At 53.5% G+C, this 15,844-nt stretch carries 4 protein-coding genes; 3 read left to right on the top strand and 1 reads right to left on the bottom strand.

The window, feature by feature from the left end; all coding sequences use genetic code 11:
- The first annotated feature begins 354 nt into the window (after positions 1-354).
- The 3 genes from C3432_RS25455 (at position 355) to C3432_RS25445 (ending at position 15,233) form a co-directional block, all read left to right on the top strand.
- Positions 355-7,944, top strand: a complete 7,590-nt coding sequence (locus tag C3432_RS25455; protein ID WP_103780159.1) for a Tc toxin subunit A-related protein — start codon at positions 355-357, stop codon at positions 7,942-7,944.
- Between the two features lie 51 nt (positions 7,945-7,995).
- Positions 7,996-12,282, top strand: a complete 4,287-nt coding sequence (locus tag C3432_RS25450) for a SpvB/TcaC N-terminal domain-containing protein (protein ID WP_103780157.1) — start codon at positions 7,996-7,998, stop codon at positions 12,280-12,282.
- 74 nt (positions 12,283-12,356) lie between these two features.
- A complete protein-coding gene (locus C3432_RS25445; protein ID WP_258041660.1) occupies positions 12,357-15,233 on the top strand; it encodes an RHS repeat-associated core domain-containing protein in 2,877 nt (958 codons plus the stop codon).
- Positions 15,234-15,562: 329 nt separating this feature from the next.
- On the opposite strand, the gene C3432_RS25440 is transcribed toward C3432_RS25445, so the two are convergent.
- Positions 15,563-15,844: integrase core domain-containing protein (locus tag C3432_RS25440; RefSeq protein WP_146050974.1), on the bottom strand; the 282-nt coding region annotated here is incomplete at its 5' end.

Below are 15,844 nucleotides of genomic sequence, written 5' to 3'. Positions count from 1 at the left end.
AGGTGAATAATTAAGGTGCAAGTGCATTATTGAGTACGATTTCTTCTTCTCTTTTACCTGAAAATTTACTTCTTTTATTTAAAGTTGTTTGATGTGATGAATATTATTTTTTCGTAAAATAGATCGTGGGTGTGATAACTAACTACCTTTATCACAGCTTGCACGTATTACCAGATATTTAACATAACTTTAATACATCAGGTATTTTTAATATTTGATGATTAATGGTGTTTATTATGACACTTTCCTCAGTCAAGACTGGCGTAAAACAATCTATTCCAGCCTTCATGAATCGCGAACAAAAATACATTTGTGCGCATTTTTGTCTCCTGTTATTAATTAATAAGGATCCCCATGTATCTTACAGATGAAATACTTGACAAACTGAACGCCAGCCGTGGTTCAAAAAACAGCCTAGAGAAATCTTTCTCAAATGAAAAGATTACCCTGGCGGACATCATGGCCCGCTCGTTTGCTGAAGTAAAAGCGCTGGCCGGTGATGTGCTTTCCTGGGGAGAAAAGAACTTTCTCTATCAGCAGGCACAGAAAGAACTGAAAGAAAACAAAATGGCGGAGTCCCGCATTCTGACCCGGGCGAACCCACAGCTGGCGAATGCCGTACGGCTGGGTATCCGCCAGTCATCCATGCAGCGCGGTTATGATGAACTGTTTCCTGAGCGCACCAGGCACTTCGTAAAATCCGGTTCTGTGGCATCGATGTTCTCACCAGCAGCGTATCTGACCGAGCTGTACCGGGAGGCGAGGAACCTGCACGAAAATACATCACCATATCACCTGGAGACCCGTCGTCCGGACCTGGCGTCTCTGCCCCTGTCCCAGACCAACATGGATGATGAGCTGTCCACCCTGTCTCTGTCGAACGAGCTGCTGTTGAATAGCATTCAGACACTGGAAGGTAAAAACTATGACAGCGTTATGGAGATGCTCGCCGCGTACAGACAGACCGGAGCCACACCATACAATCACCATTATGAGGCTGTTCGCCAGAGCATCATTCTGCAGGATCCAGAGTTTGCGGCGTTTCTCAATAATCCCGCCGTTGCAGGGGTAATAGATACCGTATCACTGCTAAGTATTAAGGCGAACATTTCCCCCGAACTGCGGGAAATCCTGACTGAGGAAATTTCTGAAGACAATGCAGGTGACCTGATAACGAAAAATTTTGGGGATACCGATACCGCGGCGTTCCAGAATGTCGCTTATCTCGCCAGCTGGTACGGCCTCACCTATGAGGAAATGATCGCACTGTTGGGGTTGGTTACGGCAACGAACAGTATGACCGATGGCGTTCAGTATTACCACGATGACCAGCTTCTTTCACTTGTAGAGACCGAGGGACACCTGAATGCTGTACTGATGATGCGTACGCCCGGTAGTAATTATGGCCAGTTTGGTTATATCGAACTGATACCGATGTCAGGTGATAATTACCAGCTCCGGTTTACTGTAACTGGTGGAAATGCAGGTGATAATTGTTCGATCAACATTGGAACCACAGGTTCTGGAAGTTCTAACCTGCTTAAGGATGGGCGCATCCCCGGCCATAACATTCCTGCTACTGTTAACATTACGCTTGACAGTTCGGAACTGTCTGAAGGGATCGTTATTGGCGTAACCCGATACGGTCCCAATGCGGGCACTGGGGGGGGGTTTTTCTACGCAACCGTTCATTTCCAGAAAAATAACTTTTCTTACAGCACATTCCTGCTGAAGCTAAACAAGCTTATTCGCCTTTATAAGGCCACTGGTATGGCTCCGTCTGATATCCGCAATATTATCGAGAGCAGCAACAGTAATCTTGAGATTACGTCTGATGTTCTCAGCCAGCTGTTCTGGGTGAATCATTATATGCGGCACTACGGTATCGATGTGTCCACAGCACTGGTGCTCGCCGGCTCAGCTATCGGGCAGGTGACGCATGATAATCAAAGCAGTGCCTACACCCGTTTGTTTAACACGCCTATGCTGAACAACACCGAATTTTCTGCCGACAGCACCGCCATCAAGCTGGCGCCGTCCGGGGCCTCCGATACCTTCCGCACAGGTGTAATAAAGCGCGCCTTAAGTGTTAATGATTCAGAGCTGTACACGCTCTGGATGCTGGCGTCGGGCAGCGCTACTCCACCGGATTTTACATGTACAATTGAAAATTTGTCTGCCCTGTACCGTGTCAGCCTGTTGGCCGATGTCCACAACCTGAGCGTAACGGAACTGGCCGCACTGCTGGCCGTTTCACCGTATGCTTCAACATCCATTGGCAGCCTGTCTGGCGAGAAGCTGGCAACACTGGTCGGCTTTACTGACCGGTACACTCGCTGGCTGGAAGAGATGAACTGGACGGTAAGCGACCTGTATCTTATGCTGACGGACCGATACAGTACCACGCTGTCACCGGACATTGAAAACCTGATTACCACGCTGAAAAACGGCCTTGCCGGTCAGGACTTCAGTAATGCAGAGGAAGCTATCGCGATAAGCACATCTGCTCCTTTTATTGCCGCTTCCACCCAGCTTGACTCAGCCGAAACGGCCGCAGCCATTCTTCAGTGGATGAATCAGCTGAAGCCGCAGGGGTTGACGGTATCTGAATTTCTGATGCTGGCAATCAGTGATGACCGGACGAACAATGAAACTTCCGCGCTGGTCTCATATTGCCAGGTGATGGGACAGCTGGCGCTGATTACACGCAATACCCACCTTAGTTCGGCAGAGCTGTCATGGGTGGTAACACATCCTGCAGTTATCACCTTAAAGGCTTCTGTGCTCAACCATGATATTGACACGTTAAATAAACTGACACAGTTACACGCGTTGCTATCACGTTGCGGCTCTCGTGCCGCTGAAATTCTTACTTCGCTCAGCGGCAAAAGTGGGTCCAAAAAAAACAACCTGTCCGTAAAAACGGTGGCAGAGGTACTCGGCCTGGATGAACAGGCGCTCACCCAAGCTCTGGCCCGGTGCTCATCGTATGCCTATTTTTACAACTGGCCAGGGTTGACGGGGGCGCTGCAGTGGCTGGATGTTGCGACAATCTTCGGCATCACACCGGCAGATGTGGCAATGCTGGTGAACCTCAGACCAGATTCTAAGTATGCTGACTGGGTTACCGCCGGCAGCGTCCTTCAGGCCGGACTGAATCCGCAGCAAACCGCACGGCTGAGCCACATGCTGGACGAAGCGCTCGGTGCGGCCGCCAGTGTGTACGTTATCAAAAATATCGCACCATCATGGGTGACCAACCGTGACCAGCTGTACAGCTGGCTGCTGATTGACAACCAGGTGTCGGCGCAGATAAAAACCACCCGGATTGCGGAAGCCATCGCCAGCGTGCAGCTGTACGTCAACCGGGCGCTGAGCGGTCAGGAAGAAGGTGTGGATTACGCAATTAAGTCGAAAAAATTCTTCAGCACCGACTGGGACACCTACAACAAGCGCTACAGTACCTGGGCGGGTGTATCCCAGCTGGTTTACTACCCGGAAAACTACATTGACCCGACGCTGCGTATCGGGCAGACCGGCATGATGGACGAGATGCTGCAGACGCTCAGCCAGAGCCAGCTGACCAGCAATACCGTAGAAAATGCATTTAAAACCTACATGACTCGCTTTGAAGAAATCGCCAATCTGGATATCATCAGCGGCTATCATGACGGCGCCAGCGACCAGTACGGAACGACCTGGCTGGTCGGGAAGTCTGATATCGGTGATTATTACTGGCGTTCGGCCGATATCGGAAAAATGTCTGACGGCAAACTTCCCGCCAACGCCTGGAGTGAGTGGAAAAAAGTCACCGCGGCCCTGAATCCCGTGAAAAATCTGGTACGTCCGGTGATATTTCAGTCGCGACTTTATCTGGCCTGGGTGGAAAGCCGGGAGACAGCCGCTACGGGCGGAAGTGATACAGATAAGATCACTGAATATCTGCTGAAATATGCACATATCCTGCATGATGGCACCTGGAGCGCGCCTGTATCCGTTCCGCTTGAAGACGGAATCTTACCTCTCAGTGGGGTAAATATTGATGATACTGGTATGTACTGTGCAAAGAATGCAGAGCAGGAAAAACTCTACTTCTACTTCTATAAAAAAGCGGACAGTTATTCGGCGTTACCGGTCAACATCGCCGGGCTGTGCCTGTATCAGGACGGTAAGGTTGAAAATATCCCGGCCGACTCTGCCGCCAAAATGACGGGCTATATTTATCTGCAGCTGGACACCACCTCTGCAGTCAGGCTGAACACGCCCTATACCGGAGGAAACACACAAGTAGGCATATCAAATGCGAGAAGAACTGGCTACGAATGGGGTGATGGCTACTATACCATGTTGTTTTCCGGTAGCGTAAAAGGCACCTCTGCTACCGTGTCGGACGACTGCGTTGAGCTGACATTTAATTCCGTTGCCCGCGTGATTTATAATGGTTACACGGGCTCTCGTTCCCGTACGCAGGTTGACATGATGCATAGTACAGGCAGAATAGGTGATACATTTTATCTGCCGGGGACAAAAAAACGAAGCGATGTCGCTATCAGAAGTGGCAGGGATTTTGAGTATATCTTTAGAAATAATAATTTCCCCACTGTTTTGGTTCTGGATAGCATTCCGCCTGTATACACCGACAGAATTCGTTTGTTTAGTTATTCCTCAGACAGCTATCTAAATACCTCAGAAAAGGCCAGACTTGATAATCTTATCATGTCCAGTAATAACAATAAGCTATGGACAAATACTTTTTATGGTATAACTCCGAAAAACTATATTTACGCTTTTATGTCACCACAAGGAAAAGAGTCATCAACGCCAAACGAATTGATGTTCGGCGACTTTAGAAAAATAGAGACAAAGATTAACAAAGAGGACGTAAAACTTTCTGTTAGTGGGATTGCAGATGGAAGCTTTACCGCAGATGGTTATTCAAAATACTCTTTGGTGGAATCGTTATTTAATTTCAATAATAAAGCCGTCTTAGTCCCTTTCTCGGCGTTCAACAATAATACCGCTGAGCTTACCTTTGTCATGAGTGCCACTGCCCCCGCCGGCGACGGTCGCTCTCTGGGGAAAGAGGTATTCACGTTAACCCTGACCCGGACAGATGAAAGCTCAATGCCGGTTATCTCGCTGAATAAAACCACTGATGGCGCACAATACCTGCAGTATGGTTTTTATCGTGTCAGGGTAAATACACTGTTTGCAAAACAGCTTGTCGCCAGGGCAAATAAAGGCCTAAATGCCGTGCTGTCAATGGAGACTCAGCTGCTGGAAGAACCGAAACTGGGCGATGGCAGTTATGTTGAGGTGACATTCGAACGTTACAATAAGGACACGCATGGTGATGGTTCTTACAGGCTTTATTTAGTAGGCTGGGATAATGATGTAGGCGGGGATACTGAAGATAAGACCCGCAGCAAAATGGAGTTTGCATCTGGCACTATCTCTTCACAAGAGTCTACCAGGGTCAGGGTATTTGTTCCCTACAATCCGGATAAGACTGGTAATGAAAAAAGTACATTCTATATTGGCGTTGAATATTCTCATGCAGAATACACCTCTACTTATAAAAAAATGCAGTCCTTTAAATATAGTGACCCAAATAAAGCTTTTACCGCTGATAAAGACAATTCAGATCGTACACCGGGTCTGTCAAGCCGGGTAATGAACAGCGAGCCTATGGATTTTAATGGCGCCAATGCCCTCTATTTCTGGGAGATGTTTTACTATGTACCGATGATGGTCTTCAGACGCCTGCTGAGTGAAAGTAAATTTACTGAGGCCTCACAGTGGCTTAAATACATCTGGAGCCCGGACGGTTATCTGGTGCATGGCCAGCCCGCCACCTGGATGTGGAACGTTCGTCCGCTGGAGGAAGATACCACCTGGAATAACGACCCGCTGGATTCTGTTGACCCGGATGCAGTCGCTCAGGCTGACCCTCTGCACTACAAGGTCGCCACCTTCATGTCTTATCTGGATCTGCTGATTGCCCGCGGTGACACTGCCTATCGCCAGCTTGAGCGCGACACGCTGAACGAAGCCAAGATGTGGTACATTCAGGCGCTGGACGCTCTGGGTGATGAGCCTTACCTGACAGAAAGTGCGGGCTGGAGCTCCCCGCGTCTGACCTGGGCTGCTGACAAAACCACACAGACCCGGACCCACCAGTCCCTTCTGGCGGTGCGACAGCAAATTGCCTCCGGAGAGCTGCGTACCGCCAACTCCCTGACTGGCCTGTTCCTGCCGCAGCAGAACGAGAAGCTGGCTGGCTACTGGCAGACGCTGGCGCAGCGCCTGTACAACCTGCGTCATAATCTCTCCATTGACGGCAGTCCGCTGTCACTGTCCGTGTATGCCACACCGGCCGACCCAGCGGCGCTGCTCAGCGCGGCAGTTATCGGCTCTCAGGGCGGCAGTGACCTGCCAGCGGCCATCATGCCAACCTATCGCTTCCCGGTGATGCTGGAAAGCGCACGAAACATGGTGGGGCAACTGACGCAGTTCGGCAGCACGCTGCTCAGTATCAGTGAACGCCAGGATGCAGAGGCCCTGTCAGAGTTGTTGCAGACTCAGGGCTCCGAGCTGGTACGCCAGAGTATTGCCCTGCAGAACAGCACTATCAGCGAGATTGATGCGGACAGGGTCGCACTCGAAGCGAGCCTCAGCGGCGCGCAGTCACGTCTTGAGAGTTATACCACGCTGTATGATGAGGATGTTAACACCGGCGAAAAACAGGCGATGGACCTGGCGCTTGCTGCCTCAGTACTGTCAAGCACTGCCTCCATAGCTTATACCGTTGCGGCCGGACTGGATACAGCGCCCAATATCTACGGTTTTGCGTTTGGTGGCTCACGCTATGGCAGCATTTCCCGCGCAATTGGTAATGGTATTGAGATTGCTGCAGGCGTATCCCGTACCGCCGCTGAGCGTCTCAGCCAGTCTGAGATATACCGCAGACGCCGCCAGGAATGGGAAATCCAGCGCAACGCGGCGCAGTCGGATGTCAATCAAATCAATGCTCAGCTTGACGCGCTGGCGGTGCGCCGTCAGGGCGCGGTATTGCAAAAAACTTACCTGGAGACCCAACAATCCCAGACGCAGGCCCAGATGACCTTCCTGCAGAACAAGTTCACCAGCAAGGCGCTGTACAACTGGCTGCGCGGAAAACTGACAGCTATCTATTACCAGTTCTATGACCTGACCGTCTCCCGTTGCCTGATGGCGCAGAAAGCGTACCAGTGGGCGCAGGGCAATGAGGTTTCATTCATCCGTCCCGGAACCTGGCAGGGTACCTATGCCGGCCTGATGGCGGGCGAAACACTGATGCTGAACCTGGCGCAGATGGAACAAAATTATCTGGAGAAAGACCAGCGAGAGAAAGAGGTGACACGTACGGTTTGTCTGTCGGAGGTTTACACCGGACTTTCCTCTGACCCCTTTAGGCTGGCAGACGAGATAGTCAAACTGGTTAACGACGGTAAGGGCAGTGCCGGTATGGACAGTAACGGGCTTGTCTTTGATGATACAGAAAAACAGCTTCAGGCTACCCTGAAACTTGAAGACCTGAAAATTAGTGATGACTATCCGTCTTCGCTGGGTAACATTCGTCGTATTAAGCAAATCAGCGTCACCCTGCCAGCGCTGGTCGGGCCGTATCAGGATGTACGGGCCGTCCTCAGCTACGGCGGCGGCGTGTCATTACCCCGCGGTTGTACGGCGACGGCGGTGTCTCACGGCATGAACGACAGCGGCCAGTTCCAGCTGGACTTCAATGACAGCCGCTGGCTGCCGTTTGAGGGAATACCGGTCGATGATTCCGGTACGCTGACGCTGAGTTTCCCTCAGGCAAACAGCAGCCAGAAGGACCTGTTGCTGAGCCTGACGGACGTCATCCTGCATATCCGCTACACCATTATCAATACCCTCAGCTGATTATCACTGATACCAGGCTCTCGCGCGGGAGCCTGTGTGGAGATTTTTAATATGCAAAATACAGAACAGCTGCGTCTGACCCCTCCCTCACTGCCCTCAGGCGGGGGGGCCATCAACGGCCTGAAAGGCGATATTGCCGCCGCTGGTCCGGACGGAGCCGCTACGCTGAGCATCCCGCTGCCGATCAGCACTGGAAGAGGGTATGCGCCCTCGCTGGCGCTTGGCTATCACAGCCGCAGCGGCAACGGGACGTTCGGAATGGGGTGGGGGGTGAACCTGCCCGCCATTCGCCGGCGAACGGTCAGAGGCGTACCGTCGTATGACGGCACTGATGAATATACCGGCCCGGACGGTGAGGTGCTGGCTCCGGTGCTGACCGCCAGCGGCAAGCCGGAAACCCGCATGGCCACCACGCTGCTGGGTGTGAATCTGACAGAACGTTTTACCGTAAACGCTTACCGCTCAAGGACGGAAACCACCTTCAGCCGGACGGAACACTGGGTGCCTGAAGGGGGGGCGGGGACGGACTTCTGGGTGATATATGAGTCGGATGGTCAGGTACAGCTGCTGGGCCGTAACCCGCAGGCACGTATTGTTAATCCAGCCGATGCGTCACAGACGGCCGTCTGGCTGACTGAATCGTCGGTGTCACCGACCGGCGAGCAGATTTACTGGCAGTATCGTGCTGAGGATGAAACAGACTGTGACACAACAGAAAAAACGGCTCACCCGGATGCCACAGCACAACGCTATCCCGTAGCAGCCTGGTACGGTAACAAAAAAGCCAGCCGGACGCTTCCCGGCCTTACAGATGAGCCGGAAGACACGGACTGGCTGTTCATCCTGGTGATGGATTACGGTGAGCGCGGTAATGTCGTGGCCAGCGCACCGCAATGGCTGACACCCGGCAGCGGGAGCTGGTTATGCCGGCAGGACTGCTTTTCCGGCTATGAGTATGGATTTGAGGTGCGCACGCGGCGCCTCTGCCGTCAGTTACTGATGTTTCACCGTATCACCGCACTGTCAGGAGAGGAAAGAGAGAATGACTCTCCGCAACTCGTGTCATGTCTGCGGCTGGAATATAACGAAACGCCGTCTGTCACCACCCTGAAAAGGGTGCAACAGGTGGCGTATGAGCCGGATGGTAAGGTATGCAGCCTGCCACCGCTGACGTTTGGCTGGCAGAACTTCACGCCACCAAGAACCAGTGCCGCTGACTGGCAGCAGAGGGATGACCTGGTAAAAATGAACCTGCTTCAGCCGTACCAGCTGGTTGACCTTAACGGGGATGGCATTGCCGGTATCCTGTATCAGGACGGTGGTGCATGGTGGTACCGGGCGCCGGTAAGACAGGCGGGGGATGCCCCCGATGCGGTGACCTGGAAAAAAGCGACGCCCCTGTCCTCCATTCCCGCCCTGAGGGAAGGCGGTATTCTGGCCGACCTGAACGGCGATGGTTATCTGGAGTGGATAGTCGCCGCGCCGGGCGCATCAGGCTGTTATGAGCACGCCCCGGGGCGGGGGTTGCGCCCTTTCACCCCGCTTTCCGCCCTGCCGGTGGAATTCGCCAGTCCGCGCGCGCTGCTGGTCGATATCACCGGTTCAGGCCTGGCAGACCTGACGCTTATCGGACCGAAAAGCGTGCGCTTTTACGCCGGTCTCGGTGATGGCTGGATGAAGGCGCAGAATACCCTGCAGTCGGCGGGCATTACGCTCCCCGTGCCGGGCACGGACGCACGGATTTTGGTCGCCTTCAGCGATATGGCCGGTAGTGGCCAGCAACATCTGGTGGAAGTACGGGCAACAGGGGTACGCTACTGGCCGAATCTGGGCCATGGTCGCTTTGGTCTGCCGGTGAGCCTTCCGGGTTTCAGCCAGCCGGTCGCCACGTTTAACCCTGAGCAGCTGTATCTGGCAGACCTTGATGGATCCGGCACCACTGACCTGATTTATGCGCAGAGTGACCGGCTGGAGGTGTATATCAACCAGAGCGGTAATTGTTTTGCCGAACCGTTCAGCGTGAACCTGCCGGACGGCGTGCGCTATGACCACACCTGCAGCCTGCAGCTGGCGGATATTCAGGGGCTGGGCGTGGCCAGCCTGGTGCTGACGGTACCGCATCCGGTACCGCGCAGCTGGGTCTGTCACCTGTCCAGGGATAAGTCATGGCTGCTGAGCGGGATGAACAACGGCATGGGGGCAAACTATGCTCTGTCTTACCGCAGTTCAGCGCAGTTCTGGCTGGATGAGAAGGCAGAAGCAGAGGCGGCAGGTAAATCCGTCCCGATCAGCTGGCTGCCGTTTGCGCTGCACATACTTTCGCGTACGGAAGTGACGGATGAAATCACGGGCAACCGGCTGGTCAGTACCACATGCTACCGGCACGGCGCCTGGGATGGGCGGGAGCGGGAATTCCGCGGATTTGGTTTAGTGGAGGTGAGTGACGCTGAAACCGTGGCCGGTCAGGGGGCGTCAGGGGACATCTGTTTTCCTGCAGTCAGCCGCAGCTGGTACGCGACAGGGGTGCCAGCGGTCGATGCGCTGCTGCCGGACGGGTACTGGACAGGGGACACAGTCGCCTTTACCGGCTTCTCCTCACGCTTCACCACGGGCTGTGGTGATGACGAGAAGGTATGCACCCCGGATGACACCACCACATTCTGGCTGAACCGGGGACTGAAAGGCCTGCTGCTGCGCACTGAGTTATATGGTGCAGATGAAAGCAGCCAGGCAGGGGTGCCTTACACCGTCACGGAAAACCGTCCACAGGTGCGGCTGGTTGTGGAGGCTGGCGCATATCCGGTCGTCTGGCCGTCCGTTGTGGAAAACCGGACGTACCTTTACGAACGGGTCAACAGTGATCCGCAGTGCAGCCAACAGGTACTGTTGTCCCGTGATGAGTACGGCCAGCCATTGCGGCAGGTAAGCATCAGCTACCCACGCCGCCGCCAGTTCGCCAGCCCTTACCCCGACATGCTGCCTGACGGACTGTTTGCTGCCAGCTTTGATGAACAGCAGTTGAGCCTGCGCCTGACGCTACAGCAGACCCGATGGCATACCCTGAAGGATATGGCTGCGGGCGTCTGGCTGCCGGGGCTGGCCGATGCCTCACGCAGCGATGTCATTACCCTTACGGAAAGTGACTTACCGGCCGGAGGCCTGACGCTGGAATCCCTGCTGGGCAGTGACAGTCCCGTCGGGGACGGGAAAGAATTTACTTTCGTCGGACAGCAGCAAATCCGGTATCTGGACGCGCAGGGCGACGTGGCGGAAGGGGCACCGGCTTTTCCGCCCCTGCAGGCCTTTAGCGAAACCGCGGTGCTTGATGAGGATACCAGGAATGCGCTGTCAGATAATCTTCCTGAAGACGTGCTGATGTCCGCAGGATACTGTAAGTCCGGATACCTTTTCCCCCGGACGGGCGAGTCAGACCGTACCCTGTGGACGGTCCGGCAGGGATATGCCTCGTATGCCACGGCTGAGCACTTCTGGCTCCCGGTGTCGTTCCGGCAAAACCTGCTCACCGGAGCCGTACAGGTTACCCGCGATGCGTATGACAGCGTGATAACAACGCTGGAAAATTCAGCCGGACTAACCACCACCGCGCAGTATGACTGGCGTTTTCTGACCCCGAAGAGTGTGACCGATGCGAACGGTAACGTGCAGGCGGTTACAATGGATGCGCTGGGACGGGTCACCTCACTGCGCTTCAGCGGCACGGAACGTGGTGTGGCAACAGGCTACAGTGATGCAGCAGTGGACATTCCTGAAGATGCTGACGCTGCGCTGGCGCTTGCTGCACCGCTTCCTCTGGCACAGTGTCTGGTGTATGTGCCTGACAGCTGGACACGTGATAACGCGGAAAAACTGCCGCCGCACGTGATAACGCTGATCACGGACCGCTACGACAGCGACAGTGCGCAGCAAATCCGGCAGCAGGTGACGTTCAGCGACGGTTTTGGCCGGTTACTGCAGGCGGCAGTCCGCCAGGCTGACGGAGAGGCGTGGCAGCGGGCTGATAATGGCTCCCTGGTCGCCGGATCGGACAGCACTCCCGCCACGGTGACCACAACATCGCGCTGGGCAGTCACCGGGCGGGCGGAGTACGACAATAAAGGACAGCCAGTCCGCTCGTACCAACCGTATTTCCTGAACAGCTGGAAATACGTCAGCGACGACTGCGCCCGTCGGGATCTGTATGCCGACATCCACTTTTACGATCCGGTCGGCCGCGAGTATCAGGTGCAGACAGCGAAGGGCGGGCTTCGCCGCAACCTTTACACCCCGTGGTTTGTGGTAAGCGAGGACGAGAACGACACCGCTGAAGAAACACGCTGATCGCAACGACAAACCTGCACCGGCAGCCAGGCTGCCGGTCTTTTCACTGTATAAAGCACGGAGATAATTCCCTCATGAGCACAGCTCTGTTCAGCCAGACCCCTTCGGTCGCGGTCCTCGACAACCGCGGTCTGACCGTGCGCGATATCGCGTACCACCGCCATCCGGATACCCCGGACGTTACCAGTGAGCTCATCACCCGCCACCGGTATGATGCCAGCGGTTTTCTGACGTGCAGCGCCGACCAGCGCCTGCACGACGCCGGACTAGCGAACTTCACGTATATTACGGACCTGACCGGCAACGTTCTGCGCTCGCACGGTGTGGATAACGGCATCACTGTGGCTCTGAACGATGCCGCAGGCCGACCCTTCATCGCGGTCAGCAATATCAGCACCACCGACGACGGGTCTGAGTACCGAAGCCAGGCGGTAACCCGAACCTGGCAGTATGAGGACGCCAGTCTGCCGGGCCGTCCGGTGAGCGTGACCGAACAGGTTGCCGGCAAAGATGTCCGTATAACGGAGCGTTTCGTATGGGCTGGCAACTCTGCAGAGGAGAAGGCGCTTAACCTTGTTGGCCAGTGCATCAGCCATTACGATACTGCCGGGCTGGTGCAGACCGACAGTGTGGCCCTGACCGGCGTCCCGCTGTCCGTCACCCGCCGTCTGCTGAAGGACGCGGACAACCCTGATGTCGTGGCCGACTGGCAGGGTGAGAATGCGTCCGCCTGGAATAACCTGCTCAGCGCCGGAACATACAGCACCCTGTCCACCACCGACGCCACCGGGGCAGTGCTGTCCACCACCGATGCCAAAGGGAACCAGCAGCGGGTGGCGTATGACGTGGCGGGACAGCTGTCGGGCAGCTGGCTGACCCTGAAGGGTGGTACGGAGCAGGTTATCGTGGCTTCCATAACGTACTCGGCCGGCGGGCAAAAGCTGCGTGAGGCGCACGGTAACGGTGTGGTGACCACATACACGTACGAGCCGGAGACGCAGCGTCTGGTCGGGATTAAAACGGAGCGCCTGGCCGGACACGCTTCCGGAGCAAAGGTCCTGCAGGACCTTCGCTATGAGTACGACCCGGTGGGCAACGTGCTGAAAATCAGCAATGACGCAGAAGAGACCCGCTTCTGGCGCAACCAGAAAGTGGTGCCCGAAAACACATATATCTATGACAGCCTGTACCAGCTGCTCAGCGCCACCGGACGCGAGATGGCAAACGCCGGTCAGCATGGCAGCAGCTTACCGGCCACCACCGTTCCTCTCCCCACCGACAGCACTGCATATACCAGCTACACCCGCACTTACACTTACGACAGCGCCGGCAACCTGATGCAGGTACGACACAGCTCACCTGCCACAGGCAATAATTATACTACTGACATAACCATCAGCGACCGCAGTAACCGCGGCGTACTGAGCACACTTACGGAAAATCAGTCGGACGTGGACGCGCTGTTCACAGCTGGCGGCCAGCAGAAACAGCTGCAGCCGGGACAGAACCTGATCTGGACCCCGCGCAACGAGCTACTGAAGGTGACACCGGTGGTGCGAGATGGCATTACAGATGACAGGGAGAGCTACCGCTATGACGCAGATAGTCAGCGCGTCCTGAAGGTCAGCGTGCAGAAAACAGGCAGCAGCACGCAGACGCAGCGGGTGCTGTATCTGCCGGGACTGGAACTGCGTACAACAAAGACCGGCAATACGGAAACGGAGAGCCTGCAGGTGATTACCGTGGGTGAAGCTGGCTGGGCACAGGTGCGGGTATTGCACTGGGAAAGCGGAAGACCGGAAAATATCAGCAATGACCAGGTACGTTACAGCTACGACAACCTGACGGGCAGCAGCCAGCTGGAGCTGGACGGCGCTGGTAACGTTATTAGCATGGAGGAATACTATCCGTACGGCGGCACGGCGGTGTGGGGTGCACGCAGCGCGGCGGAGGCGGACTACAAAACCGTCCGCTACTCGGGCAAGGAGCGTGACGCGACGGGGCTGTATTATTACGGTTACCGGTACTACCAGCCGTGGGCGGGTCGCTGGCTAAGTGCAGACCCAGCTGGAACTGTGGACGGGGTTAATCTGTTCAGCATGGTGAAAAATAATCCTGTTACGTTATTCGATAATTCTGGTCTGGCATCAGGGAAAAGATTTGTTTATTTCCCTCACAATCACCCGAATAGAATATCAAGGCTAGTAAATGCTAACATTTACAGAGAAAAAAAAGGAAAAAGTGATCTTATCACAGTAACAGACAATGAACCTTCTATCTCTACCTATATGAGCTTTTCGTCAAGTGTAGATGAATTCTTTAACACAATAAAAGGACGTAATATTCTAAAGAAACATAGAGACATTAAGGAAAGGTTATTGCAGAACACTACAAATGATTTAAGCAGCATGGGCAGTGATGATCATTTGATAATAAATGCACATGGTTTACCTGCTGATAGTAATTTCCATTCGGATTTTGTAGAAGGAGAAGATTATAGTTTCAGTGCAAGTAGTGTGGCTCGGACGTTGGTGAATAAATTCAACTTACCTGAGGGAGCTATAATAAAAGTCAGTACCTGCCATAGTTCCGAAGGAAAAAGTGATGGTATTGTCATCGGAAAAAAGGTTAAAACCCCCCAAGATAGACTGAGTTTAGTTCTGGAAAGCAGAGGCGACTTTAAAAATTCTCTTGCAGGTTCATTAGAGCGTGAATTAATGAATTTACAAAAAGGAAGAGCAGAAGGCAGTGTATATGGATATCTTGGTCAGACATTATTTTACGGAAAAAAAGATTACGAAACAATCAATCTAAAAAATGAAAAGTTAACTAAAGGTAAAAGCAGCGGAAAAATATCATTCTTTGCCAAGGAGGGGCTCTTTACAACAACCAAACCAGCAGAAGGCGTCAAGATTAAAAGAAGTCTGACAAGGGTCAATGCTTTTAGTTAAACTACTATAATTTTATGTCTTAAAAATATAACCTTTAAGATAAAAACCTTACCCTGGATAATAGTTTTGCTCAAAAGTGGCTGCTCCGGAGGGCGTTAAAGATAAACCCATGAGGGTTTTTCTTAACAGTTGGAAAAACGTGAGTGAAGACGAGAGCGACACGCTGTCTGACTAACCGGAAACAGGCAGTCCCGATTCGGGACTGCCTTCGTTGTATTTCCCCTGATAACGCCGGTTTTCTTCATTATATTCAAGCAAATAAAGATTCTTATCGTACTGTAATGTCAAGATTTTTGAGACTTTAGGCTGCTCCTGTAAATAGACCCGTTTTAGTTCCATGCATTTTTTGAGATCCCGGCCAAATAATGGGGCTGTCGGTATTCCTCCGGTGTCATATTGTTCAGTGATTCATGCGGGCGTTCACAGTTATATTCTGACAACCATTTCTCCGTGATTTCCCGCACTTCATTCAGCGTTCTGAACAGATAAAAATCGAGTATTTCTGTACGGTATGTCCGGTTAAAGCGCTCAATGAAAGCGTTCTGCGTCGGCTTACCTGGCTGGATAAATTCCAGTTTTACTGCATGTTTCTCTGCCCATTCAGCCAGTGC

Origin of the sequence: Citrobacter amalonaticus, from assembly GCF_002918555.1 — a bacterium.
Classification (GTDB): Bacteria; Pseudomonadota; Gammaproteobacteria; order Enterobacterales; family Enterobacteriaceae; genus Citrobacter_C; species Citrobacter_C amalonaticus_A.
The sequence above is the reverse complement of the archived record's forward strand: the minus strand, read 5'-3'. Positions and strand labels throughout refer to the sequence as shown.